This window comes from Pseudomonas sp. TMW 2.1634 (genome assembly GCF_001703595.1).
GTDB classification, from domain to species: Bacteria; Pseudomonadota; Gammaproteobacteria; order Pseudomonadales; family Pseudomonadaceae; genus Aquipseudomonas; species Aquipseudomonas fragi.
In genome coordinates, this window is record NZ_CP016849.1 from 925,090 (window position 1) to 949,085 (window position 23,996).

Below are 23,996 nucleotides of genomic sequence, written 5' to 3' on the forward strand. Positions count from 1 at the left end.
GGTGAAGGCTGTGTTTTAGCTGGCTTGTCAGGATTTCGCAAATTAGTTTATAGTCATGCAACTAATTAGTATTCTGATTCCCGGGGCCAATCCCGGTGCCCCGGCGCCTTGAGAAACACCCCCGGCCTTTCCTTTTTGTGTATTTGCGGACCCTTGATTGTCATGGACTCTCCTCATTCGGCCTCGGCCAACCCCAAGGTGCGCGGCCCGATCAGCCAGCTGCTGGCCCCTATCCGTGGGCGCCTGATCGTCGCCGCCATGCTGGCTGCCATCGGCGCCATGCTGACCCTGGTGCCACTGGCCGCCATTGCCCATATTGGCCAGACCGTGCTGGGCAACCTCGAACATGAGCCGGGCCAGTTGTGGTGGTCGGTACTGGTCGCTGTCACCAGCCTGTGCCTTGGCATGTTGCTGATCACGGCGGGCGAGTTGCTGGCGCACCTGGCCGACAATCGCATCACCCATCATTTGCGCCTGGCCATTGTGCGGCGCCTGAGCCGTGTGCCGTTGGGCTGGTTCACGCAGCGGGCAGCGGGGGAGGTCAAGCAGGCGATACAGGACGATATCAATACGCTGCACAGCCTCACCGCGCATTTCTACACCACGGTGGGGCGTGCGGGCGGTGCCGTGGCTATTTCGCTGATCTATCTGTTTGCGCTGGACTGGCGCCTGGCAATGGTCTCGATCCTGCCGTTCCCCGGTTTCTTTATTTTTTTTACCCGGGCGGTCAAGGCCAGCGAGCACAATATGCAGGCGTTCGTCGCGGGCATGGGCCGTATCGACAATGCCGTAGTGGAGTTCGTCAACGGCATGCCGGTGCTCAAGGCATTTGCTGGCGCAGACAAGGCCCGGGGCAGTTACCGCGAGGCTGTCGATGCGTTTGCCCGCGCCTTTATCGGTTTTACCCGCCCGCTGGTGGGGTCGATGGCCAATGCCAATGCCATGATCGCGCCCGTGACCGTGCTGGGTGGGGTGCTGGTTTTCGGCAGCCTGTTTGTGGCGCTGGGCTGGATGACGCCGTTGCAGGTGCTGCCGTTCGCCCTGGTCACCCCCGGGCTGTGCGGGCCTCTGCTGTTGTTGCATTACCTCACCCATGACCTGAACCACGGCGTGGCAGCCGCCAGCCGCGTGCAGGCCCTGCTGCAAACCCCGGTGCTGGAACAGCCGGCACCCGGCATGCAACACACGCCTGTGGGCAGCGAAATTTGCCTGGAGCACGTCGGCTACAGCTATGACGACGGGCAGCCGGTGCTCACGGCGATCGACCTGAGGCTCAAACCGGGCACCACCACCGCCATTGTCGGCCGCTCCGGTGCTGGCAAGTCGACCCTGGCGCGCCTGCTGCTGCGCTTTTTTGACCCCAGCCAAGGGCGTATCACCCTGGGCGGCGCGGACCTGCGTGATCTCGACACGGCAACCCTGTACCGGCATATCGGTTTTGTCTTGCAGGAGGTGCGCCTGATCCACGCCAGTGTGCGCGCCAACATTGCCCTGGGCAGGCCGTCGGCCAGCCAGCAGCAGATCGAGGACGCTGCGCGCATGGCCAACATTCATGAGCGCATCCTGGCTTTGCCGCGTGGCTATGACTCGGTGGTGGGTGAAGACGCGCAGTTGTCCGGTGGCGAGCAACAGCGGGTGAGCATCGCCCGCGCGGTGCTGCTCGACCCGCCCGTGTTGGTGCTGGACGAAGCCACGGCGGCAGCCGACGCCGAAAGCGAAGTCGCGATCCAGGACGCGCTGTCGCATTTTGCCCAGGGTCGCACGCTGCTGGTTATCGCCCACCGGCTCGACACCGTGATGCACGCCGACCAGATCATCGTGCTCGACAACGCCAGGGTGTGCGAGCAGGGCAATCACGCTGAACTGCTCGCCCGCGGCGGCCTCTATGCGCATTTGTGGGCGCAGGGCGGCTATCAACCTCTCGACCAACTGGCGGTGCCGTCATGCTGAAGTCCTTTGTACAGTTGCTGGGCGATGACGCGCCGGTGTTTTATCGTTATCTGCGCATGGCTGTGGCCTATGGCCTGCTCAGCGGCTTGACCCTGACCAGCCTGGTGCCGGTGCTGGGGCGTCTGCTTACCGGTGATGTGCGTGGTGCAGCACTCTGGCTGGCACTGACGCTGGCCGGCATGCTCGCCTGCTGGGCCGGGCGGCGGCGCGTGGAAAGGGCAGGCGTGGCCGTGGGCGTGGCCATTTTGCAGGGCGCCCGCCAACGTATCGGCGACCATGTGGCAGGCTTGCCCCTGGGCTGGTTTACTGCGCAGAACACCCGTCAGCTGGGCCATGTGATTACCCAGGGCATGATGGCCCTGGCCCAGTTGCCGGCGCATGTATTCACCCCGGTGATCACCGGGGCGGTGACGCCACTGGTGATCGTTGTTGCGCTCTGGCTGCTGAACTGGCCAATGGGCCTGATTGCACTGCTGGGGCTGGTGGTTTTGGTCGCGGCCTTATGGCTCAGCGCGCGCCTGGGGCGACGCAGCGACCGGGCTTTCCAGGGGCAATTTGCCGAGGCCAGCCAGCGCATGGTCGAGTTTGCCCAGGCCCAGTCGGTGTTGCGCGCGTTCAACGGCGCAGGCGCCAGTACCCGGTTGCTCGAACAGGCCATCGAGCGCCAGCGTCAGTCTGGCTTGCGGCTGATCGTTCAATCGTCACTCTCGGTGGTGCTCAATGCCTGGGTGGTGCAGGCGATCTTTGCCGCGCTGCTGGTGGCCGCAGCCCTGTGGCTCAGCCCGCGGCTGGGCCTGGAGGTGCAGGGGGCGTCAGTGGTTGCCGTGATCGTTGCGCTGGTCCTGACCAGTCGCTATATCGAGCCGCTGCTGGACGTGGCCAGCTATGCCGAGATCCTGCGCAGCGCCTGCGGCCAGCTTGCGGCCGTGCAGAGCCTGTTCGCCGCCCAGCCCCTGGTGCAACCGCAACAGCCGCAGCAACCGGCGGATGCTTCAATCGAGTTGCGCAGCCTCGCCATGCGCTATGCCCCCGACCAGCCCGACGTGCTGCAGGGCATCAGCCTGCGTATCGAACCCGGCAGCATGACCGCGTTGATTGGCGCCTCCGGTTCGGGCAAGACCACCCTGGTACGGATGATTGCGCGGTTTTTCGACCCAAGCCAGGGCTGCGTACTGATCGGCGGGGTGGATGTGCGGCAGATGACCAGCAGCCAACTGGCCGCTCAGATCAGCCAGATATTCCAGGACAGTTATCTGTTGCAGGGCAGCATTGCCGACAATATTCGCCTGGGCAAACCCGCCGCCAGTGACGCCGAACTCCTCGACGCAGTGCAGCAGGCCGGGGTCAGCGAGCTGATCGAGCGTTTGCCGCAGGGGCTTGATACCCAGGTCGGCGAGGGCGGGGCGCGGCTGTCGGGTGGCGAGCGTCAGCGTATCGGCATTGCGCGTGCGCTGATCAAGGACGCGCCCATCCTGTTGGTGGACGAGGCCACGGCCGCGCTGGATGCCGACAACCAGCAATTGATCGCCCAGACCCTGGCCAGGCTGCGCGGGCGCCGCACCCTGGTGGTGATTGCGCACCAACTGTCGACGATTGCTATGGCCGACCAGATCGTGGTGCTCGACCAAGGCCGGGTTGTCGAGCAGGGAGCGCCGGCGGCATTGCTGGCCAGCGCAGGGCGCTATGCCCATTTCCTGGCACAGCGCCGGGTGGCCAAGGGCTGGCGTATCGGCGGGCAAGCCTGATGCGTACAGGCGGGTTGGCCGTATTTGCCCTGCTTTGCGTGACCTCGTTGCTGGTGGGGGCGCGGCAACTGGAGTGGTCGGGGGATGCCTGGCTGACCTTGACTGCCAGTCGCCTGCCACGCCTGGCCGCACTGGTGCTCACTGGCGTTGGCCTGTCGGTGTGCGGGGTGATCCTGCAGCATCTTGTGCGCAACAAGTTTGTCGAGCCGGCCACCTCGGGCGGCCTGGATGCCGCCAAGCTTGGCATCCTGTTGTCGCTGGCCCTGGTGCCCGCTGCCAGCGTGCCGGTACGCATGCTGTTTGCGCTGGTAGTCTGCTTCGCCGCGGGGTTGGTGTTTGTGCTGCTGATTCGCCGCATCCAGTTCAAGAGCACGGTGCTGGTGCCGGTCATCGGCCTGATGTATGGCGGCGTCTTGAGTGCCATCGCCGAGTTCTACGCCTATCGCCACAACATCATGCAAAGCATGCAGGGCTGGCTGCTGGGGGACTTCTCCCGGGTGGTACAGGGCAGCTACGAAATCATCTACCTGATCCTGCCGATCGTTGCGCTGACCTACCTGTATGCGCACCGTTTCACCCTGGTCGGCATGGGCGAGGGCATGGCCACCAGTCTGGGCCTGAACTATCCGGCCACCGTGGCGCTGGGCCTGCTGCTGGTGGCGGTCACGGTGTCGGCCACGGTGATCACCGTGGGCGCGATCCCCTTTGTCGGGCTGGTGATTCCCAATCTGGTGGCGCTGCGTTACGGCGACAACCTGGGGCGTACATTGCCCATCGTGGCGCTGAGCGGGGCCAGCCTGTTGTTGGCCTGCGATATTCTCGGGCGCGTCCTGATCTACCCGTTCGAGGTGCCGATTGGCCTGACCGCAGGCAGCGTGGGTGGCGTGCTGTTTCTCGCGTTGATCATCTGGAGGCAGCGATGAGGCGCCTGCAACCCCGACTGGCCGTGTGGGGCACCGTTACGCTGTTGGCACTGGTGTTTGTGTTTCTGGGCGCAGGCATGGACATTGAGTATGTGATCCCCAGGCGGCTGACCCGGCTGGGGGCGATGGTCATCGGTGGCGTGTGCATCGCCTGGTCGTCAATCACCTTCCAGACCCTGACCGGCAACCGCATCCTGACGCCCGCGATCATGGGTTACGAGGCCGTGTACCTGTTGTTGCAGGCCCTGCTGGTGCTGTTGCTTGGCACCAGCAGCGTGGTGTTGCTCGGCATCCACGGCAACTTCCTGCTGTCCGTGGTGGTGATGCTGGCCTATTCGTGGGGGATCCACCGCTGGCTGTTCCGGGACGGCAACAGCAACGTGTACACCCTGCTGCTGGTCGGGCTGGTGCTGACCCTGGTGATCGGCACGTTTACCCAGTTTGTCCAGCTCAAGGTCAGCCCCGGTGAGTTTTCGGTACTGCAGAGCTTCAGCCTGGCCTCGTTCAATCGGGTGCAACCACCGCAGTTGTTGTATGGCGCGCTGGTGGTGGCAGCAGTCGCCCTGGTGGGGCGCAAGAGCCTGGCCACCCTCGACGTACTGTCGCTGGGGCGTGACCAGGCGATATCCCTGGGGGTCGATTATCGGCACAGCGTGCGCCTGCACCTGGCCCTGATCGCGGCCCTGGTTGCGGTATCGACCAGCCTGCTGGGGCCAACAGCCTTTATGGGCATTTTCGTCGCCAATAGCACCTATGCCCTGGCCCGCACGTTCAGGCACCGGGTCACGCTGGCGCTGGGCAGTGCGGTTGCCATCGGCCTGTTTATCGCCGCCCAGCTGCTGGTCGAGCATGTTTTCAACTACACAACCACGGTCGGCATCCTGATCAATCTGCTGTGTGGCGGATATTTCCTGGTGCTGATGGTGCGTACCCGAGGAGCGCCATGATCACCGTTCACAACCTGCACAAGGCCTATGGCAGCAAAACCGTTTTGCGAGGTGTTGATGCCCGCTTTACACGGCAACGCCTGACCTCGCTGATCGGCCCCAATGGCGCGGGCAAAACCACGCTGCTGATGATGATTGCCCGGTTGATGCAACCCTGCGCCGGTACCGTGTGCCTCGAGGGGCAAACGGTGGCGGGCATTCCCGTCGGCGAATACGCCAGGCGTGTCGCCACATTGCGCCAGTCGCCGGACTTCAACCTGCGCCTGACCGTGCAGGAGCTGGTCGCCTTCGGGCGCTTCCCCTACAGCCGGGGCGCGCTGACCCGTGAGGACCACCAGGTGATCGACGAAGCCATCGCCTTTTTGTCGCTGCAGCCGCTGCGCCATGCCTACCTCGACGAACTCAGCGGCGGGCAACGGCAAATGGCGTTTCTGGCCATGACCATCGCCCAGCAGACCGACTACCTGCTGCTCGACGAACCCCTCAACAACCTCGATATCAAGCACGCCGTGCAGATTATGCGGGCGCTGCGCCGGCTGTGTGACGAGCAAGGGCGCACGGTGGTTCTGGTGGTGCATGACATCAACTTTGCCGCCAGCTACAGCGACCATATCGTCGCCATGAAGGCGGGGGCGGTGCAGTGCGCCGGCAGCGTGGACGAGGTGATTACCGAGGCGCAGCTGGGTGAACTGTACGGGCTGGACTTCGACATCAGCCAGGGCCCGCGCGGGCGTTTGTGCAACTACTTCAACCCCTAAAGAGAACAGCAATGACCTTCCATCACATCTATCGCCTCAGGCCGCTGGTCCTGTTGCTCGCCGCCGCGCTGGCGGTGCAAGGGTGCAATGACAGCAGCGGCGAAATACCCCGCCCAGCCACCCGCGCACCGGCAGAGCAGGGAGGGTACGCAGCGGTTCGGGTGCAGCACCAACTGGGCACCACCCTGATCGAGCATGTGCCACAACGGGTGGTTGCCCTGGACATGAATGAGGTCGACTTTCTCGATCAGTTGGGCGTGCGCGTGGCGGGCATGCCCAAGGATTTTGTCCCGCACTTTCTTGCCCGCTACAAGGATGCGCCGGGTGTTGAGGACCTGGGGGCCATCGTGCAACCCAACCTGGAGCGGGTACATGGCGCACGGCCGGACCTGATCCTGATCACCTCGCTGCAGGCCAACCACTATGGCGAACTGAGCGAGATGGCGCCGACCCTGCACTTCGATGTCGATTATCGCGACAGCGAGGCGCGGCATATCGACGTTATCCGGGCTCACCTGCTGACCCTGGGGCAAATCTTTGGCAAGCAGGCGCTGGCGCAGCAGAAAGTGGCCGACCTGGATGCCAAGGTCGAGCAGGCCAGGGCCATTACCCGGGCGCGCCCTGAAAAAGCCCTGGTGGTGTTGCACAACAACGGCGCCTACAGCGCTTTCGGCGTTCACTCGCGTTACGGCTTTGTCTTCAACGACCTCGGGGTAAAACCCGCCGGGCCGACGACTGCAACCGGCCTGCATGGCCAGCCGGTGTCCAGTGAATTTATCCAGCAGGCCAACCCCGACATTATCTATGTGGTGGACCGCACCGCCGTGATGGAGGGCCGCCCGGTCATGGATGCCCGGAGTATGGGCAACCCACTGTTGCGCCAGACCAATGCCTGGAAAAACGGCCGGGTGATCTTTGTCGATGCCCAGGCCTGGTACGTCACCGGGGCCAGCCCGACCTCCTTGAAACTGCTGATCGACGACGTGCTCAAGGGCTATCAGGGCTAAGGCAGGGCAGGCCCGGGCCAGGCCTTTTATTGAGGTCTAACGATTCTCATTAGTTTCATTTCTAGCATTCTGATTCATATAAAAACAGTCTCTCAACCAACGGAGTCCTCGCGTGAGCAAACGCCCTCTACATCCTCGCATTGCGCCACCCTGCGCAGTTTTTGCCTTGAGCCGCACCGCTAAAGCCGTGCAGACCGTGCTCCTGGGCCTGACCCTGGGCATGACAGGGCTGACAGCCTGTGCCGAGAGTTTGGCCGAAGAAGAACACGGCGACGTCTCAACCCTGCCCGCAACCCTGGTCGAGGGCGACATGGCCACGCCTGCCGGTTTGCCCCCCAGTTACGCGGGTGATCAAGTGGCCTATGGCAGCCGGGTGGGCCTGCTGGGCAACAAGGACTTTATGGAAACGCCGTTCAGTACCATCAGCTACACGGAAAAATACATTGCCGATCGCCAGGCCCAGAACATTACCCAGGTGATTGCCGCCACCGACCCTGCAGTGTTCAGCAACGGCCTGACCGGCACCTTCAGCGAGAACTACTCGATCCGCGGCTTCGCCAGCAGTATCAGCGATGTGAGCATCGGCGGCCTGTATGGCGTGGCGCCTTACTACCGGATCTCGCCAGAAATGTACGAGCGCATCGAAGTGCTCAAGGGCCCGTCGGCCCTGCTCAATGGCATGCCGCCGGGCGGCTCGGTGGGCGGCAGCGTCAACCTGGTGCCCAAGCGGGCAGGGGATGAGCCGTTGACCCGACTGACCGGTACCTATATGTCCGATGCGCAGTTCGGCGGGCATGTGGACGTCGGTCGGCGTTTTGGCGATGACAACCAGTTCGGTGTCCGTTTTAACGGGGTGTACCGCGAGGGTGACGGCGCGATCGACCATCAAAAGCCGAAAGCTGAGCTGACCTCGCTCGGCCTGGACTGGCGTGGCGAGCGTGTACGCCTGTCTGCTGACCTGTATGAAGCTGAAGATCGTGTGCGCGGTCAGAACCGTGGCATTAACCTGGGCCCAGGCGTGGCGGTGCCCAAACCGCCCAAGGCCGATACACTGCTCAACCCTGACTGGGCCTACGTGCAGACAACGGACCGGGGGGGCATCGTCCGCGGTGAGTACGACCTGACCGACAGCCTGATGGCCTATGCCGCCTACGGCATGAGCCAGACCCACTACGAATACAGCGGCACGATGTTGGCGACGGTATTCAACGATGCGGGTGACTTTGAGACCAAGATGGGCCAGTTGAAAATGGACCTGGAAAAAACCTCCGGGGAGATGGGCGTGCGGGGGCATTTGCAAACGGGTGCGATCAAGCACCAATGGACCCTGAATGCCACCCACTATGGCGATACGCAAAAGGACTACGGGCGCAGAAATGTGCCGGGGGCCGAGTGGGTCACCAACATTTACAACCCGGTGTGGGGCCCGGCGGCGGCCAGGGACTTTCCTTATATTGCCCACTCCGAAACCCGTCTGACCAGCTACGGCCTGGCAGACACCCTGTCGATCCTTGATGATCGGGTGCAGCTGACCCTTGGCTTGCGCCGCCAGCAAGTGCGCACCGACACCTTTAATGTCAAAACCGGCGCACGCAACGTCCCGGGGTATGACGAGGCGGCCAATACACCGGCGGCGGCATTGCTGGTCAAGGTCACTGACCAGGTCTCGCTGTATGCCAACTACATCGAAGGCCTGAGCAAGGGCGCCACCGCGCCGATGACGGCAGATAATGCCGGGGATGTGTTTGCACCCTACAAGTCCAAGCAGAAGGAGGTCGGGGTCAAGGTGGACCTGGGCGGCTTCTCCCACACCTTGAGCCTGTACCAGATCGAGCGGCCCAACAGTTACACCGACCCGGTCAGCAACATCTTCTCCTTTGGTGGCGAGCAGCGTAACCGTGGTGTCGAGTGGAGCTTTTTCGGCTCGCCGCTGCAGGATGTGCGCCTGATGGGGGGTGTGGCCCATGTCGACCCCAAGATCACCGCCGGCGACCACAAGGGCAAGACGGCCACCGGCCTGCCCAAGCTGCAAGGCAAATTGGGGGTGGAGTGGGACACACCGCTGGTACACGGCCTGACATTGACCGCCAATGCCACCTCGGTGTCCTGGCAGTACATCGACACCAACAATACCCAGTCGATTCCGGGGTATACCGTCTATGACCTGGGCAGCCGCTACGCCACCCAGGTGGCCAGCCGTGCGCTGACCTTGCGCGCCAGCGTGAACAACGTGGCCAACAAGGCCTACTGGGGCACGCCGCTGCTGTCGAGCCTGGGCCTTGGTGCGCCGCGTACCGTAGAGCTGTCTGCGACAGTGGACTTCTAAAAAGAAGTACCCCCGGCTTCAGGCAGTGAGCGGCCAGAAGCCGGGTGTCGCGGGTGATCCTGAACCGTCAGCCGCGGTGTTCAGCGCTGCCTTTACAGGCGGTGACGGTGGGATAAGGCCGACACACCAGCATCATCTTGTCCTTCGGTTCAAAGCCGTGATCCATCATGCAGCGTTGCGCCCGGGCTGTGCGCCCGATGTCGGCGACGTCCAGGTTCGACCCCAGTGGCTGTGGATAGCCGCAGGCATACATGACCGGCAGCGCTTCGCGATTATTGGCCACTTGCATCGAGAAGTGGCGGGGTGCGCCCACCTTGCGCCAGGTGACCTGCATGTCTTCATAGCGGCCGGAATCAGGCTTGATCGGATAGAAGCCTTCATCGGCTTCAAACGGCAGGGCCTCGAGCTGGGACACGCTCAGCGCATGGCCCATTCTTGCTTCGACGCAGGCCGGCGCATTGATCATGACTGCACAGAAATCAAAACCGTCTTTACGGGTAAAACCCAGGCGCTGCATGCACTGAAACTGCAGCACCCGTTCGTTAGTCGGATAACGGTTCATTGAGTGCCCTACAGGCTCGCCACATTCAGCCATGGCCGCCTGGACTCCCACGACGGTAGTGGACGTGCGTTGCCACTGGGTGAATTCGGCGGGCGGCGGGCAACCGGTCAGCAACAACACCGATGCGATCAGGGCCGGGAAGCTAATGATCTGGGCTTTGCGCAGCATATCGATCCTTGATGGGGCGTACCCCCGGCCGCGCATACCGCGAAGAGGGGGCTATTTGATCCTGTGATTCCAGAATGTTTGGAATTATATGTGGATTATCTTTTATTTGAACACGACTACAGTGATGGTCGTTACTCGGCTGGAGCTGGCATGCCCTTGGCGCAGTCAATGTGCAGGGTAATGCCTGTGCAGTCCAGCCAACCCATCATCTACGAGGTCACTTGCATGGATATCCAGCTCAAGGCACTGCTCGATCGTGAAGAAATCCGCTCTCTCAGGACCCTTTACGCCCACCATCTGGACAGCAATAACATCGCCGCACTCGACCAGGTGTTCTCGGCAGATGCCGTGGTGGAAGTCACGGTCGGCAAAATGCAGGGCATCGATGCCATACGTGCCGGTCTGAATGATGCCTTCACCCTGTTTGATCGCGACCGCCAGGGCAGTTATCCGTTCCTGCATGCCATCGCCAACCACTGGGTGAAGCTGACCGGGCCGGATACGGCACAAGGTCGCTGCTACCTGATCGATTTCGAGACCGCCTCCAAGGCTGATCCCAATCCGTTGCTGCTGCTTGGGCTCTATGCCGACGAGTACCGGCGCATCGATGGCCAATGGCGCATCACCCATACCCGCCTCGAAGTGGTCTGGCCGCAACGCAACAGCAGCCGTGAACAGGATGACGCCCGTCCTGAAGGAGCCTGAAAGCCGTGAAACTGAGCATTCTGGATTATTCGCCGGTCGATGAAGGCCTGATGCCGGTTGACGCGCTCGCCGCCAGCGTACGTCTGGCCCGGCATGTGGAAGCGCAGGGGTTCGCTCGCTTCTGGGTGTCGGAACACCACGGCGCGCCGGCGACGGCTAGCAATTCGCCGGAAATCCTCATGTCGCGTATCGCGTCGGCGACGCAAGCGATCCGCGTGGGTTCCGGTGGGGTGTTATTGCCCAACTACAGCAGCCTGAAGATTGCCGAAAACTACCAGCTCCTTGAAGCGCTGTTCCCGGGCCGGATCGATCTGGGGTTCGGCCGGGCACCGGGCGCCGACCGGCGCACGAGCATGGCGCTCAATGACGAAAAAAGTGAGTCGATACCTTATTCGCGCAAGGTCAGTGATTTGCTTGGCTTTGTGACCGGGCGCCATCGGCAGGGCTCACCCTATGCCGGCATGCGTGCCCATCCCGTAACCCGGGACACGCCCCGGCCCTACGTGCTCGGCGCCTCCGGGGCCACGGCCGAGGTGGCGGCCCGGGCAGGGCTGGGCTTTACCTTCGCCCATTTCATCAACCCCGGCGATGATGGCCCGCAGGCGGCCCGCGCCTATCGTGCCGCGTTTCAGCCAACAGACTTTGCCCCGGAGCCTGGCGTCATCGTTGCCGTCTTCGTGGCGACTGGCGCTACAGAAGAGCAGGCCGCCGAATGTGCCGATGCGTTCCATCTTTGGCTGACCCATGCCGAAAGTGCCAAACCCTTTGAGCGAGTACCTTCGCTCGCCACCGCCCGTGCTCACCGCTGGTCCCTGGAGGAGCTGGCCGTGCGCAAGCGCAATGAGGGCCGGCTGATAAGCGGACCACCTGCGCAGGTGGTCGATCAACTTCGCCAGCTGGCGCGGGCCTATGCAACCGACGAAGTGATGATCAATCTGATGATGCCGGGTGAGTCGGCAAGGCTGCAAGCTGTCAGCAGCCTTGTCGAGGCGCTGAGCGGGGCCGCTGCCGAGCAATAAATCACAGCCGGGGCTCATTCCTGCCCGGGTTTGCCCACGGTCAGCGCCTGCCTGGGCATCAGCGTCAGCATCGCCCCTGCGGCGACCACCATGATCAGGCTGATAACGTACAGGCCCGCGTGATCCTTGCCGGTTATGTCCCGTGCCAGGCCTATGATCGATGGCGCGGCAAACCCGCACAGAGACCCCAGGGAACTGACCAGGGCAATGCCTGCCGGTGCGCTTTTGCCCTTGAGGTAGGTCGCCGGGATCGCCCAGCAGACAATCACTGCGCCGCTGAAACCGAAGGCTGCTCCACCGAGCAGTGCCAGTGTCAGGCCCAGCGAGGTGGTGAGGGTCGACAGCGAGAGCATGGCCGCGCCGAAGAGCACGCTCAGGCAATAGTGCAGGCGTCTTTCACGGCGCAGGTCGGAACTGCGTCCGATCAGAATCATGCCCAGGCCTGCGCAGCTGAAAGGGATCATGGCGTAGAGGGAAATCTGCGTGATGCTGGCCACCCCGAGTTTTTGAATCATCGAGGGCAGCCAGAAGTTGAACGCATAACTGCCAAGGGCGCAGCTGAAATACAGAAACGCCAGCACATAGACCCGGGGATCGACCAGGGCACTGAAAATCGCCTGGCCGCTATGGCAGTTGCCAGGGTCAGGGGTTTGGGATGCCGCGTCGTCGGCCATCAGGTTGCGATGCAGGGTTTTCTCTTCATCGCTGAGCCAGCCGGCCTGTTCAGGGTGATCGCACAGGATCATGAAGCAGACAATGCCGATGATCATGATGGGCACAGCCTCGAGCAGGAACAGCCATTGCCAGCCGGCCCAGCCGGCAACACCGTTCATGCCTTCCATGATCAGCCCGGAGACCGGGCCACCCAGGATCGGGGCTACCAGCGTAGCCAGCATCAGGGTGCTGGTAACCCGCCCGCGCAAATAGCTCGGAAACCAGTAGCTGAGGTAGAGAATGACTCCGGGGAAGAACCCGGCTTCGAAGATCCCCAGCAGCAGGCGAATCAGGTAAAGCTGCTGGGCGGTTGTCACGAGCATCGTTGCGGCTGAGGCAAGCCCCCAGAGCAGCATGATGCGGGTCATGGTTTTACGTGCGCCGATTTTATCCAGCAGCAGGTTGCTCGGGATCTCGAACAGCGCATAACCGATAAAAAATATCCCTGCGGCGAACCCGTACTGACTTTGCGTGATACCCAGGTCCGGCAGCATTTGCAGCTTGGCATAGCCGATGTTGACGCGATCCAGGAAGGCGAAGACATAGGCAACAAATATCAGGGGCAAGATGCGCAGCGCTATTTTTTTAAACAGCGCCGTGTTCACTGTGGCGGGTTGTGCAGGGCTCCAGCTTGAAGCGTCGATCGTCGATTTCATGGGTGAGTCCAGTATTGTTATTGTGCGGACTTCAAATGAAAGGCGCCCGTGGACGCCTTTCACCATTGCAAGACTTACTCGGGTTTGACGGTGTTTCTGAGTGTGCCAATGCCCTCCACCTGGACTTCGACCACATCGCCCGGCTTCATCCATAGCGGCGGATTCCTGAAGGCGCCGACCCCCCCCGGTGTACCGGTGGCAATCACGTCCCCCGGGAGCAGTTCGGTGAACGTGGAGATGTATTCAATCAATGCCGGGATCTTGAACAGCAGATCGTTAATCCCTTCCCGTTGCACGATTTCGCCATTGAGCCGTGTTTCCAGGACCAGCCCGTCCACGTTGGGGATTTCGTCCCTGGTCACTATCCAGGGACCGAAGCTGCCGCTGCCCACAAAGTTTTTGCCGGCGGTGAATTGCAGGGTGTGCCGCTGCCAGTCGCGAATCGAGCCATCATTGAACAGGCTGTAACCGGCCACATGATCCAGGGCGTTGTCTTTTGCAATGTGCCGCCCGGGCTTGCCGATCACCACGGCCAGTTCGCCTTCGAAATCGAAGGCCGTGGAAGCGTCCGGCAAGATCAGGGGTTGTTCATGGCCCACCTGGGCGCTGGCAAAGCGGGTAAACAGGGTCGGATGTTTCGGTGTTTCGCGGCCCGTTTCAACAATGTGCTTGAGGTAGTTGAGCCCCACGCACAGTACTTTGTCCGGGTTGGGGATGGCGGGCAGCCACTGCACATCACCGGCGTTCAGGCGTGGCGCGCATTCCATTGCGGCCAGGTCAGCGAGGCCGTTGTCGGCGCCGAGCACTGCGCGCAAGTCGGCGTATCGGTGGTCGAGAACGGCGCCGGCGTCCAGCACGGTGTCGCCATCAACGACACCGTAGGAGCGGCGGCCGGCATGGATAAAGGATGCAAGTTTCATCTGGGTTTCTCCGCCTTACTGCAGGATGATCAGGATGTGGCCGTCATCGACATTGTCGTTCTCGCTGACCCTGATTTCCTTGACGATGCCGGTGTCATCGGCCTCCACGGGGATCTCCATTTTCATGGATTCCATGATGATGACCTCGTCACCGAAGTTGATTTCCTGGCCGACCTGTACGTTGATCTTCCAGATATTGCCGGCCATAGGTGCCTTGATTTCGCTCATCAGCTGATCCTTTCTTGTTGTGAGGGGAGGAGGGTTAAACCGGGTAAATACCGTTGCGCCGGTCAATGCGCGGGATTGCGCGACGGCTGTACAGTGCGAAGCGTTGAATCAGCTCGTCGCGCAGTTCATCGGGGTCTACCACGGCCTCAAAGGAGAACTGGTCGGCAGGGTCGAAAGCGTTGATGTCCTTGGCGTATTCCTTTTGTTTCTCATCGATAAAGGCGGCACGCGCATCGCCTTCAAGGCTCTGGATTTCATTGAAGTGGATCGCATTGATGGCGGCTTCCGGCCCCATCAGGGCCGGCATGGCGCCGGGCAGGGCAAGCTGAGCGTCGGGCATGGTCGGGGCGCCGGACATGCCCAGATAACCGCCGCCATAGCCCTTGCGAACCATCACTGAAATGCGTGGGACCTTGGCTTCGCACACGGCGTGCAGCAGCTTGGCGCCATGCCGGATAATCCCGGCTTTCTCTACCGCGCTGCCGATCATGTAGCCGCTGATGTCCTGCAGGAACAGCAGTGGAATGTTGAAGGCATTGCAGGCCCAGATAAAACGGGTGGCCTTGTCGGCGCTGTCGTTGAACAGCACCCCCCCTTTGTTTTTCGAGTTGTTGGCCACAATCCCGACCGGGCGCCCGCCCAGGTAGGCGAAAGCGGTGTAGGCCTCTTTGGCAAACATCGCCTTGACTTCAAAAATCGAGCCTTCATCCACCAGCGCTTCCACCAGTTCTTTCACATCAAATGGACGGTTCTGGTCGGCGGGGACGATTTCGGCAATGGCGCGACTGGAGGCCGGCAGCCTGGCTTCGCGCAGTGGCGGCAACTGACTGTTGTGGCTCGGAAAAAAGCGCAGATAGTCGGCGGCAGCCTTGAGGGCTTCTTCTTCGTTGAGCGCCAGATAGTCGCCCAGCCCGCTGACGGCGCAATGCATGCGGGCACCGCCCATTTGCTCTTCCGTGACTTTTTCGCCGATGGCCATCTCCGCGAGTCTGGGTGAGCCCAGATAGGCCGTGGCCTGCTTGTCGACCATGATGACCAGGTCACACAGGGCCGGCACGTAGGCAGAGCCGGCCGGCGAGGGGCCGAACATGACGCAGACCTGGGGAACAACGCCGGAAATCTGCACTTGGGTGTAGAAGATATTGCCCCACGCGATGCGCCCCAGGTAGCAGTCGAACTGGCTGTCGATGCGGGCCCCGGCGCTGTCGACCAGGTAGATGATCGGCATCTTGGCTTCGACTGCAATTTCCTGCATGCGCACGATCTTGCGGAAAGTGTGATAGCCCCACGTGCCGGCCTTGATGGTCATGTCGTTGGCAATCACCGCGACCTCCTGGCCGTTGACCTTGCCAATGGCCGTCACCACGGCATCGCCCGGCATCCCCCGTGCGGCACCCACCAGCAAACCGTCTTCAAGGTATTTGCCGTCGTCAAAGAGGATGGCAAGACGATCACGGACCAGGATTTTGCCCTGGGCCTGGTGTTTTTCCCGGGCTTTTTCCGAGCCGCCTGCGCGTGCAATTTCGACGCGACGTTGCAGCTCTTTTACGTTCTCGTAACCGCTCATGCCTTCACCTCTTTTTTAGCAAAAAATTTCTCGATGCCGCGACGCAGTTCATCCGAACACATAAAGGCCGGGCGCAGCCCGCGGGCCAGTTCCAGCCCTTCGCTGACGCCGACAGACGAGATTTTGTGGAATGCGTGTTTGCCCCGGCGCACGGTGGCCGGTTCCAGCTCGGCAAGGCTCTGCACCTGCTGCGCGACCAAGTCATCCAGTTCAGCGAGCGGGCAGACCCGGTTGACCAGCCCCATGCGCAGGGCTTCCTGGGCGTCAAGGGTGCGGCCGGTCAGGGCAAGGTCCAGGGCATGGCGCTCGCCCAGGCGCTTGAGCAGGGCGGGCAGGATAAAAAGCGGGAACAGGCCGATCTTGATTTCCGGGGAGCCGAACCTGGCATCTTCGCTGCAATAGGCGAAATCACAGGCCGCGACGAGCCCGCAGGCACCGGCCATGGCCGGGCCGACGACCCGGGCGATAACCGGCTTGCTCAGGGTCGCGATAATGCTGAACAACTGCTGCCACGGTTCGCCGGTTTCCCACAGCTGAGTGCCGCCGGACTCTACGGTGGCGAGAAATTCGTCCAGGTCGCCCCCGGACGAGAAGCAGTGCCCCTCGCCAGTGATCACGATCACGCGCACCTCACTTTCACGATCCAGCATCTGAAGGGTGTCAACGAGTTCGCCGGCGGTCGCGGTGGCAATCGCATTGCGCTTGGCAGGATTGCTCAACGTGATGGTTGCGCATGGGCCCAGGCGCTGGACAAGAAGCTGCGTGGTGCTCAAGGGAATCTCCTTTTTTGTTTTACTAACCGTTGTTAGTTTTCGAGAATATAGCTAGGCTTTGTTTGCAGCACAAGCCTGCGCTGTGTTTTTCGTAAATGTCCGTATTCAGGCGCTAATACGTGGCGGACAGGGTTATTTGTTCAACTTACAGCTGTTAGCTTCAGGAGATGACCGTGACACAACAAAAATTACTCATCGCGAATCGTGGCGAGATCGCATGCCGGGTGATTCGCTCGGCCAGACGGCTCGGCATTCCCACCGTCGCTGTGTATTCCGAGGCGGATGCGCAGGCGCAGCACGTCAAGGCTGCCGATGAGGCGTTCCTGATTGGCCCGGCCAAGGCGGCTGAAAGCTATCTGGATGCCGGGAAGGTGCTGGAGGTGGCGAAAGCGTGCGGTGCGACCCTGGTGCATCCGGGTTATGGCTTTCTTTCGGAAAACACCGAGTTCTCCGATGCCTGTGCGGCAGCCGGCATTACCTTTATTGGCCCCACAGCCGAGGTCATCAAGGCGATGGGCGACAAGCAGCGCTCGCGCCATCTGGCTATCAAGGCCGGGGTGCCCGTTCAGCCGGCGGCTGAAAACGTTTCTGCGGCCGACCCGCAATTGCTGCTGCGGGCAGCCGAGGCGGTCGGCTATCCGTTGCTGGTCAAGGCCTCTGCAGGTGGCGGCGGCATTGGCCTCAAGCCTGTTTATGGGCCGGGGGAGCTGGTTGAAGCGGTGGCAGGTACCCAGCGCATGGCAGAGCGCGCATTTGGCGATGGCACTGTCTTTCTGGAGAAGTTGATCGAAAGTGCCCGCCATATTGAAGTGCAGGTATTCGGCTTTGGTAATGGCGAGGCCGTGCATCTGTTCGAGCGTGACTGCTCGATACAGCGGCGCTACCAGAAGGTGCTCGAGGAGTCACCGGCGCCCAATGTGCCCCGGGAAATCCTCGCGCACATGGCCAGCGCAGCGGTGAACCTGGCGAAGCTGTGCCGTTATGACGGGGCGGGTACTGTCGAGTTTTTGTATGACGAGAACACCCGCTCCTACTTCTTTCTGGAGATGAATACGCGGATTCAGGTTGAGCATCCCGTGACGGAAGCGATTACGGGGGTTGATCTGGTTGAGGCACAAATTCGCCATGCCCTGGGCGAGGACGTGCAGGGTGAGCTGACTCAGGAGGCGATCCAGCGCAGCGGGCATGCCATCGAGGCGCGCCTGTATGCCGAGTCACCCGAGAAAAAGTTCATGCCGGCGCCTGGTCTGATTGAAGAACTGCAGCTGCCGCAGATTGAAGGGGTGCGTATCGATACCGGCTTCGTCGCGGGTGACCGGATCACGCCGTTCTATGATCCGATGATCATGAAGGTGATAGCCCACGGCAAGGACCGGGCTCAAGCCGTGGCCCGCCTGGAGCAGGCGCTGACCGGGCTGAAAATTTCCGGTCTGAAGACCAACAGGCAGTTTTTGCTGCGTGTCCTGGCGCAGCCGGCCTATCTGGATGCCAGGGTGCATACCCGTTTTATCGACGAGCACAGCGAGAGCCTTTTTGCTGTTGCCCAACCTGTGTAAGGGAGACTGAGTCATGGCTATTACTACCCCGAATGTCCCGGGTATCGATGCGCTTGGCGAGCTTGCTTCGCGCTATATCGGTGTCGACGCACTGCCGTGGAAACCGACACCCACGCCGGGCATCGATATGAAAATCCTGATGCAGGATAAAGACAGCGGGCTGCTCACAGCACTGTTCCGCTGGGCGCCAGGCACCAGCCTGCCTTTGCATGAGCATGTCGAGGTCGAGCAGACCTATGTACTCCAAGGCAGTATCGAGGACGACGAAGGCGAGGTGGCTGCAGGGGATTTCGTCTGGCGCCCGCGGGGCAATCGCCACCTGGCGCGCTCGCCGAAGGGGGCGTTGGTGTTGTCATTTTTCCTGCGTCCGAACAAGTTCCTGGAAGGCGAGCACGCCGGTCAAAATCTGGAGTAATGCAATGAGTGATCTTCCCAAGCGTATCTGGATCAACGAAGAGGGGCCCCGTGAGGGTTTTCAGATTGAGCCTGAGCCGATTGCCCTGCACAGGAAAGTCGAGTTGATCGAAGCGCTGGCAGAGACGGGGCTCAAGCAGATTGATTGCGTTTCCTTTGTGAACCCCAAGCGTGTTCCGGGGATGGCGGATGCGGATCAACTGGCCGCTGCCATCCACAAAAAGCCGGGGGTGCGTTATACCGGTTTGTGGCTCAACCAGCAGGGCCTTGAGCGGGCCTACCAGTCACAGCTGGATATTATCGGCGCGATCCGCGTGACGGCATCCGAGACGTTTTCGCTCAAGAACACCAACAAGGATATTGCCCGGACGCTGGATGAACAGCGCGCCTGGCTCAAGTCCTATGCCGAGCGCAATGTGCCGGTTGAATGGGGCTATGTCATGACGGCATTTGGCTGCAATTACGAGGGCTATATGCCTGTGCCCCAGGTGGTGCGGATGGTGGGAGAGGTGCTCGATCTGGCGGGCGAGGCCGACGTGCAGCTCAAGGGGGTTTATCTGGCGGACACGGTGGGTTGGGCCAACCCGCTGATGATGGAGCGCACCCTGGGGGCGGTTCGTGACCGGTGGCCGGATCTGGCGCTGGGCTTGCATTTGCATGACACCCGCGGCACGGGGCTGGCCAATGTCCATGCCGCGCTCAAGATGGGCGTGGCCAAGTTCGACAGTTCCTGCGCCGGCCTGGGGGGCTGTCCGTTTGCGGGGCATCGAGGGGCGGCCGGCAATATCTGCACCGAAGACCTGGTGTTCATGTGCGAGGAGATGGGCATTGAGACCGGTGTCGATCTCGAGAGGCTGATCGAGGTGGCGCATCTGGCCGAGGATGTCTTCGCTCGCCAGTTGCCCGGCAAGGTCATGCGCGGTGGCAGCCTGGCCAGATACAAGGCGTTGTAAAAGCGCAGCTCAATAAAAAACCCCGCCTGGTCAGGCGGGGTTTTTGTCTTTTGCCGTTATGCGCCGCTGTAACCCACCATGCGCAGCGACAGTTCGACATGTTGTTTCGCCAGGTCTTCAAGCCCCAGGCGGCCGCCTGGCCGGTACCAGGTGCAGATACCGGTGAGCATCGAGATCAGGGCCTTGGTGGTCAAATTGCAGTCGGATACATTGAAAATGCCCTCCTTGACGCCGTCCTCGATGATTTGCCGAACACGTCTTTCGTACTCCGAGCGCAGGCGGGCAACCATGCGGTAGTTTTCCTCGTCGAGGCTGCGCAGCTCCATATTGCCGATAAACACCTCCTTGCGCCGCTCGGTATGAAAGTGCAAATGCACAGCCACCATCGCTTCAAAGCGCTGCAGCGTGGTGGGCTGGAAGTCGACTTTTTCCGTGAACTCCATCAGCAGGTCGCGCATGACCGCCTTCAGGATGGTGGCCAGCAGTTCTTGCTTGTTGCTGAAGTAGTTGTAAAGGGAGGCTGCCTTGATGCCGACTTGTTCGGCCAGGTTTCTCAGGGTCATCGCCTCATAGCCGTAAGTGGCGATCAGATCCACCCCGGCGGTATGAATGGCGTGCTCTGTCACTTCTCGTTTCGCGCCTACAGGTCGCATGGGGTACGTGTCTCAATCAGGAGGGGAGGATGGCTCAACGTGTGAGGTAGCCACCGTCCACAGGGAGCATTGCGCCAGTAATATAGCTTGCCAGTGGCGATGTCAGGAATAGCGCGGGGCCGATCAGTTCATGGGGCTCACCCGTACGGCCCATTGGAACATGGCTGAGAAAGGCTTGCAGCTTGCCCGGGTCTTCGCGGGTGGCCTCTGACATGGCGGTCGGGAAGGAGCCGGGGGCAAGCCCGTTGACGCGAATGCCGTCTGTGGCCAGCTCTGAAGCCAGGGCTTTGGTGAATTGCAATACCGCACCTTTTGAGGTGGTGTAGCTCGACAGGGATGACAGGCCGGAAGTGAAACTGTGGATCGAGCCGATATTCAGTATTGAGCCTCTGGTCTGTTTCAGGTGCGGGAGAAAAGCGTGGCTCGCGTTGAACATGCCGCTGACATTGACTGCCAGGGTGCGACGCCATTGCTCGGGGCTCCTGTCGCTTGCGAACGGCTCGCGAAACAGCAGGCCGGCATTGTTTACCAGTGTGGTGATATGCCCGATGTCGCTGGACACCGTGGCGGCAAGGGCGCGGCATGCAGCCTCGTCGCAGATATCCAGGGCGTAGGCGAATGCCTTGCCGCCCTGGGCATTGATGCTTTTGGCAGTTGCCGATGCAGTTTGCAGATCAATGTCGGTGACCACCACGGTTGCCCCGGCCGCCGCAAAGCCGTGGGCGAGGGAGGCGCCGTTGCCGCGCCCGCCGCCGGTGATCAGAACTGTGGCGCTATCCAGGCGCAAGGACAGGTCGGTCATGATGATTCCTCTTGTTTTTGTTTGGAAACTAACATGCGTTATTTTTAGCGTGTTGGCCCGGTAATACAAGTCATAAATGCCTCTTTCACTGTGTTTCAGTGTTTTTTATCTAGGGTGAAACACACTCGGTTGCGGATTTTTTGGCTGTATTTGACTGTTTGTGTCTATTGCAAACTAACGAATGTTAGTTATTCTTGAGCGTCGGGGGCCTACAGATTTGGCAGAGTAGTGCCTGTCCGCAGTTGCAGAACAATTACAAGAGGAGGTTTCATGTCTAGCCGTATGCTGCTGGGTGGTCATATCACCCATAACGCCAAACGCTTTCCTGACAAGGTAGCCCTTATCGACAAGGCCGGTCGCACGACCTATGCCGAGTTCGAGGCCGGGGCCAACCAGGTCGGCCATGCACTGCTGGCCGCCGGGGTGGGGCACGGTGACAAGGTGGCGTTCCTGGCCAGTACCAGTCGCCCGTGGGTCGTGGCGTTTTATGGTGTTGTCAAAGTGGGTGCCGTTGCGGTGCCGCTGAACTACCGCGAGACGCCCGAACACATCGCGATGATGCTGCAAGACAGCGGGGCAAAAGTGCTGTTCATGTCTACCCAGCATGTCGAGAGCTACGCGGCGCTGGTCGAAAGCCTGGACATCGCGGTGGTGATGCTCGAATCACTGCCTGCCTTCTCGGGCAATGCCAGTGTCCTGGCGCATGCAAGCGATGCGCTGAGCGAGCAGGATCCTGCGGTCATTCTCTACACGGGAGGCACGACCGGCCGTTCCAAGGGGGTATTGCTCAGTCATGCCAACCTGTTCTGGAACTCCCTGAACGAGATTATCGATACCGGCATGGGCGTGGCCGACAACACGCTGATTGCCACGCCACTGCATCATTCCGCCGCGCTCAACTGCTGGTTGCTGCCTCATCTGTATCTGGGCGCGACGGCAACCCTGCTGGACAAATACGTCACAGAAGAGGTGCTGCGTGTCATCGCCGCCGAGCGGGTAACCAACACCTTCATGCCGCCTTCGCTGGCCCGGGAGTTTGTGCTCCATCCGCTGGCCAGGACGCTGGATGTGAGCTCCTTGGTGCGCTGGTACGTGGGCAGCGGGATTCTGACGGCCAATGACCGCAATGCCATGAAGGCCTGCATTCCCGGGGTGAACATTTTCTACCAGTACGGGCTGACCGAGGCCGGCCCGATTGCAACCGTTCTCAAGGAAGAAGACTACGAGCGGGCACCCGGCTCCATCGGTCGGGCGTTCCAGAACATTGAAGTCGCAATCATGGACGACCAGGGCGCGATAGCAGGCGCCGGCGAGATCGGTGAAATCGTGCTGCGCGGCCCGACTGTCATGCTGGGTTATCACAACCGGGCAGACGCCACCCGTGATGCCATCGACAAGGACGGCTGGTTGCACACCGGTGATCTGGCGCACATGGACGCCAATGGCTTTGTGTACTTCTTCGATCGTCTCAAGGACATGATCAAGACGGGCGGGATGAACGTCTACTCCCAGGAGGTCGAGGCCGTTTTGTCCAGGCACATGCATGTGCGTGAAGTGGCCGTGATTGGCCTGAACAACGAGCGTTGGGGCGAAGAGGTCACGGCCATCGTGGTGCTGCACGAGGGGGCGGTCTGCAGTGCCGATCTTCTGGTCGTGCATGCCCGCGATCACCTGGCAGGCTATCAGCTTCCCAAGCGGGTCGAATTTATCGCCTATGAAGACATGCCGTTCAATCACAACGGCAAAATTCTCAAGCGCGAGTTGCGCCAACGATTTGAACCGCAGGGCTGAGGATCATCATGAGCATTGAATTCGAGAAACAGGGGCCGGTTGCCGTCATCACGATCAATCGTCCCCAGGCCATGAATGCGATTGACTTGAATACGCACCTGGCCTTTCAGGAAATCTGGCCGCGCATCAACCAGGACGATGACATTCAAGTTGTGGTCCTGACGGGGGCTGGCAGCAAAGCCTTTTGTTCCGGCGCCGATATCGGCACTTTTCTGCCCTATCTGCGTGAGCGGGCGGTGAAGGAGCTGGATGATGGGGATTTTTGCGGGATCAATCGCGGGTCGCCGACCACCAAACCGATCATCGCGGCCATCAATGGGCTGGCCTATGCCGGGGGGCTTGAGATTGCGCTGGCGTGTGATGTGCGCATTGCCGTGGAACACGCCAGGTTCGCGCTGCCGGAACCGCGTTGGGGGGTGATTGCCGGTGCCGGTGGCGTCACCCGGCTATCGCGGGTATTGCCCACGGCACTGGCCACCCAGATGGTGCTGACGGGCGAGCCGGTCTCGGCCCAACGGGCACTGGCCGAAGGTTTGGTCAGTGAACTCACCAGCGCCGAGAACCTGTTGCCAAGGGCGCTGGAGATCGCCCACAGCATCACAAAAAATGCGCCACTGGCCGTCAGGGTGTCGCTGCAGGTCATCCGCCGCGGTGCTGACTGCGGGCTGGATGCCGCGCTGGAGCTGGAGCGCACGGCTTTTCGCCGGGTGCTTCTGAGTGAGGACTTCAGGGAGGGCATTGCCGCATTCACTGAGAAAAGAGCGCCCGCCTATCAAGGGCGATAACGTTTCCCTGTACCTGGCCTCTGGAAGCAGGCGTTTTATGCTGCCAAAGGAGGCTTTGCCCAAGAGGCCCGAGT

The 23,996-nt window shown here is 61.3% G+C and carries 22 protein-coding genes; 14 read left to right on the forward strand and 8 right to left on the reverse strand.

Annotation, left to right across the window (positions count from 1 at the left end; genetic code table 11):
* Window positions 1-162 precede the first annotated feature (162 nt).
* The 7 genes from BFC21_RS04410 to BFC21_RS04440 all read left to right on the forward strand — a co-directional run bounded on the left by BFC21_RS04410 (window position 163) and on the right by BFC21_RS04440 (window position 9,656).
* Window positions 163-1,950 carry an ABC transporter ATP-binding protein gene (locus BFC21_RS04410; protein WP_088377334.1) on the forward strand — a complete coding sequence of 596 codons (1,788 nt, stop codon included), beginning with the start codon at window positions 163-165 and terminating at the stop codon, window positions 1,948-1,950.
* On the forward strand, window positions 1,944-3,695 hold the full coding sequence (locus BFC21_RS04415) for an ABC transporter ATP-binding protein (protein WP_120265741.1): 1,752 nt from the start codon (window positions 1,944-1,946) through the stop codon (window positions 3,693-3,695). Before BFC21_RS04410 ends, BFC21_RS04415 begins: the two co-directional genes overlap by 7 nt.
* Entirely contained in the window at window positions 3,695-4,618 is a 924-nt protein-coding gene (locus BFC21_RS04420) for an ABC transporter permease (RefSeq protein WP_088377336.1), read from the forward strand. The genes BFC21_RS04415 and BFC21_RS04420 overlap by 1 nt, the downstream gene beginning before the upstream one ends.
* Complete coding sequence (locus BFC21_RS04425; RefSeq protein WP_088377337.1) at window positions 4,615-5,565, forward strand: iron chelate uptake ABC transporter family permease subunit; 951 nt, start codon at window positions 4,615-4,617, stop codon at window positions 5,563-5,565. The genes BFC21_RS04420 and BFC21_RS04425 overlap by 4 nt, the downstream gene beginning before the upstream one ends.
* Window positions 5,562-6,323 (forward strand): ABC transporter ATP-binding protein, encoded by a 762-nt coding sequence (locus tag BFC21_RS04430; RefSeq protein ID WP_088377338.1) that lies wholly within the window; start codon window positions 5,562-5,564, stop codon window positions 6,321-6,323. Before BFC21_RS04425 ends, BFC21_RS04430 begins: the two co-directional genes overlap by 4 nt.
* A gap of 11 nt (window positions 6,324-6,334) precedes the next feature.
* Window positions 6,335-7,330, forward strand: a complete 996-nt coding sequence (locus BFC21_RS04435) for a siderophore ABC transporter substrate-binding protein (RefSeq protein ID WP_088377339.1) — start codon at window positions 6,335-6,337, stop codon at window positions 7,328-7,330.
* Between the two features lie 112 nt (window positions 7,331-7,442).
* Complete coding sequence (locus BFC21_RS04440) at window positions 7,443-9,656, forward strand: TonB-dependent siderophore receptor (protein WP_120265742.1); 2,214 nt, start codon at window positions 7,443-7,445, stop codon at window positions 9,654-9,656.
* Window positions 9,657-9,723: 67 nt separating this feature from the next.
* Here BFC21_RS04440 and BFC21_RS04445 read toward each other — a convergent pair whose 3' ends face one another.
* Window positions 9,724-10,386, reverse strand: a complete 663-nt coding sequence (locus BFC21_RS04445) for a hypothetical protein (RefSeq protein ID WP_088377341.1) — start codon at window positions 10,384-10,386, stop codon at window positions 9,724-9,726.
* Window positions 10,387-10,566: 180 nt separating this feature from the next.
* Between BFC21_RS04445 and BFC21_RS04450 the strand changes: the two genes are divergently transcribed.
* Both BFC21_RS04450 and BFC21_RS04455 read left to right on the forward strand, forming a co-directional pair.
* Window positions 10,567-11,091: a nuclear transport factor 2 family protein gene (locus tag BFC21_RS04450; RefSeq protein ID WP_095004847.1), complete on the forward strand. Its 525-nt coding sequence runs from the start codon at window positions 10,567-10,569 to the stop codon at window positions 11,089-11,091.
* A 5-nt stretch (window positions 11,092-11,096) separates the two neighbouring features.
* Window positions 11,097-12,110, forward strand: a complete 1,014-nt coding sequence (locus BFC21_RS04455; RefSeq protein WP_120265743.1) for an LLM class flavin-dependent oxidoreductase — start codon at window positions 11,097-11,099, stop codon at window positions 12,108-12,110.
* 14 nt (window positions 12,111-12,124) lie between these two features.
* Here the strand turns inward: BFC21_RS04455 and BFC21_RS04460 are convergent, their stop codons facing one another.
* The 5 genes from BFC21_RS04460 to BFC21_RS04480 form a co-directional block, all read right to left on the reverse strand.
* On the reverse strand, window positions 12,125-13,480 hold the full coding sequence (locus BFC21_RS04460; RefSeq protein WP_120265744.1) for an MFS transporter: 1,356 nt from the start codon (window positions 13,478-13,480) through the stop codon (window positions 12,125-12,127).
* A 74-nt stretch (window positions 13,481-13,554) separates the two neighbouring features.
* Window positions 13,555-14,400: a fumarylacetoacetate hydrolase family protein gene (locus tag BFC21_RS04465; RefSeq protein ID WP_095004850.1), complete on the reverse strand. Its 846-nt coding sequence runs from the start codon at window positions 14,398-14,400 to the stop codon at window positions 13,555-13,557.
* A gap of 15 nt (window positions 14,401-14,415) precedes the next feature.
* Window positions 14,416-14,628 (reverse strand): acetyl-CoA carboxylase biotin carboxyl carrier protein subunit, encoded by a 213-nt coding sequence (locus tag BFC21_RS04470; protein WP_095004851.1) that lies wholly within the window; start codon window positions 14,626-14,628, stop codon window positions 14,416-14,418.
* Between the two features lie 34 nt (window positions 14,629-14,662).
* Window positions 14,663-16,195, reverse strand: a complete 1,533-nt coding sequence (locus tag BFC21_RS04475) for an acyl-CoA carboxylase subunit beta (RefSeq protein WP_120265745.1) — start codon at window positions 16,193-16,195, stop codon at window positions 14,663-14,665.
* Window positions 16,192-16,968 carry an enoyl-CoA hydratase/isomerase family protein gene (locus tag BFC21_RS04480; protein ID WP_095004853.1) on the reverse strand — a complete coding sequence of 259 codons (777 nt, stop codon included), beginning with the start codon at window positions 16,966-16,968 and terminating at the stop codon, window positions 16,192-16,194. Before BFC21_RS04480 ends, BFC21_RS04475 begins: the two co-directional genes overlap by 4 nt.
* A gap of 173 nt (window positions 16,969-17,141) precedes the next feature.
* On the opposite strand from BFC21_RS04480, the gene BFC21_RS04485 reads away from it, so the two are divergent.
* Genes BFC21_RS04485 through BFC21_RS04495 form a run of 3 tightly spaced genes read left to right on the forward strand, consistent with a single transcriptional unit; the run spans window position 17,142 to window position 19,891 of the window.
* On the forward strand, window positions 17,142-18,524 hold the full coding sequence (locus BFC21_RS04485; protein ID WP_177342575.1) for an acetyl/propionyl/methylcrotonyl-CoA carboxylase subunit alpha: 1,383 nt from the start codon (window positions 17,142-17,144) through the stop codon (window positions 18,522-18,524).
* Between the two features lie 13 nt (window positions 18,525-18,537).
* The gene (locus BFC21_RS04490) at window positions 18,538-18,939 is read left to right on the forward strand and encodes a cupin domain-containing protein (RefSeq protein WP_120265747.1); all 402 of its coding nucleotides are present in this window, start codon (window positions 18,538-18,540) and stop codon (window positions 18,937-18,939) included.
* 4 nt (window positions 18,940-18,943) lie between these two features.
* Entirely contained in the window at window positions 18,944-19,891 is a 948-nt protein-coding gene (locus BFC21_RS04495; protein ID WP_120265748.1) for a hydroxymethylglutaryl-CoA lyase, read from the forward strand.
* Window positions 19,892-19,947: 56 nt separating this feature from the next.
* Here BFC21_RS04495 and BFC21_RS04500 read toward each other — a convergent pair whose 3' ends face one another.
* The gene (locus BFC21_RS04500; protein ID WP_159259407.1) at window positions 19,948-20,517 is read right to left on the reverse strand and encodes a TetR/AcrR family transcriptional regulator; all 570 of its coding nucleotides are present in this window, start codon (window positions 20,515-20,517) and stop codon (window positions 19,948-19,950) included.
* A 61-nt stretch (window positions 20,518-20,578) separates the two neighbouring features.
* Window positions 20,579-21,346: an SDR family NAD(P)-dependent oxidoreductase gene (locus BFC21_RS04505; RefSeq protein WP_120265749.1), complete on the reverse strand. Its 768-nt coding sequence runs from the start codon at window positions 21,344-21,346 to the stop codon at window positions 20,579-20,581.
* Window positions 21,347-21,616: 270 nt separating this feature from the next.
* On the opposite strand from BFC21_RS04505, the gene BFC21_RS04510 reads away from it, so the two are divergent.
* Together BFC21_RS04510 and BFC21_RS04515 are read left to right on the forward strand one after the other, a co-directional pair.
* On the forward strand, window positions 21,617-23,137 hold the full coding sequence (locus tag BFC21_RS04510; protein WP_120265750.1) for a class I adenylate-forming enzyme family protein: 1,521 nt from the start codon (window positions 21,617-21,619) through the stop codon (window positions 23,135-23,137).
* Between the two features lie 8 nt (window positions 23,138-23,145).
* A complete protein-coding gene (locus BFC21_RS04515) occupies window positions 23,146-23,922 on the forward strand; it encodes an enoyl-CoA hydratase/isomerase family protein (protein ID WP_120265751.1) in 777 nt (258 codons plus the stop codon).
* The last annotated feature ends 74 nt before the right edge of the window (window positions 23,923-23,996 follow it).

Bases quoted from the DNA above. Each gene is read 5' to 3' on its own strand.
- BFC21_RS04495 (WP_120265748.1), top strand. From the start codon at position 18,944: ATGAGTGATCTTCCCAAGCGTATCTGGATCAACGAAGAGGGGCCCCGT.
- BFC21_RS04490 (WP_120265747.1), top strand. From the start codon at position 18,538: ATGGCTATTACTACCCCGAATGTCCCGGGTATCGATGCGCTTGGCGAG.
- BFC21_RS04425 (WP_088377337.1), top strand. From the start codon at position 4,615: ATGAGGCGCCTGCAACCCCGACTGGCCGTGTGGGGCACCGTTACGCTG.
- BFC21_RS04505 (WP_120265749.1), bottom strand. From the start codon at position 21,346: ATGACCGACCTGTCCTTGCGCCTGGATAGCGCCACAGTTCTGATCACC.
- BFC21_RS04515 (WP_120265751.1), top strand. From the start codon at position 23,146: ATGAGCATTGAATTCGAGAAACAGGGGCCGGTTGCCGTCATCACGATC.
- BFC21_RS04415 (WP_120265741.1), top strand. From the start codon at position 1,944: ATGCTGAAGTCCTTTGTACAGTTGCTGGGCGATGACGCGCCGGTGTTT.
- BFC21_RS04475 (WP_120265745.1), bottom strand. From the start codon at position 16,195: ATGAGCGGTTACGAGAACGTAAAAGAGCTGCAACGTCGCGTCGAAATT.
- BFC21_RS04420 (WP_088377336.1), top strand. From the start codon at position 3,695: ATGCGTACAGGCGGGTTGGCCGTATTTGCCCTGCTTTGCGTGACCTCG.
- BFC21_RS04510 (WP_120265750.1), top strand. From the start codon at position 21,617: ATGTCTAGCCGTATGCTGCTGGGTGGTCATATCACCCATAACGCCAAA.
- BFC21_RS04435 (WP_088377339.1), top strand. From the start codon at position 6,335: ATGACCTTCCATCACATCTATCGCCTCAGGCCGCTGGTCCTGTTGCTC.
- BFC21_RS04430 (WP_088377338.1), top strand. From the start codon at position 5,562: ATGATCACCGTTCACAACCTGCACAAGGCCTATGGCAGCAAAACCGTT.
- BFC21_RS04445 (WP_088377341.1), bottom strand. From the start codon at position 10,386: ATGCTGCGCAAAGCCCAGATCATTAGCTTCCCGGCCCTGATCGCATCG.
- BFC21_RS04450 (WP_095004847.1), top strand. From the start codon at position 10,567: ATGCCTGTGCAGTCCAGCCAACCCATCATCTACGAGGTCACTTGCATG.
- BFC21_RS04410 (WP_088377334.1), top strand. From the start codon at position 163: ATGGACTCTCCTCATTCGGCCTCGGCCAACCCCAAGGTGCGCGGCCCG.
- BFC21_RS04465 (WP_095004850.1), bottom strand. From the start codon at position 14,400: ATGAAACTTGCATCCTTTATCCATGCCGGCCGCCGCTCCTACGGTGTC.
- BFC21_RS04470 (WP_095004851.1), bottom strand. From the start codon at position 14,628: ATGAGCGAAATCAAGGCACCTATGGCCGGCAATATCTGGAAGATCAAC.
- BFC21_RS04460 (WP_120265744.1), bottom strand. From the start codon at position 13,480: ATGAAATCGACGATCGACGCTTCAAGCTGGAGCCCTGCACAACCCGCC.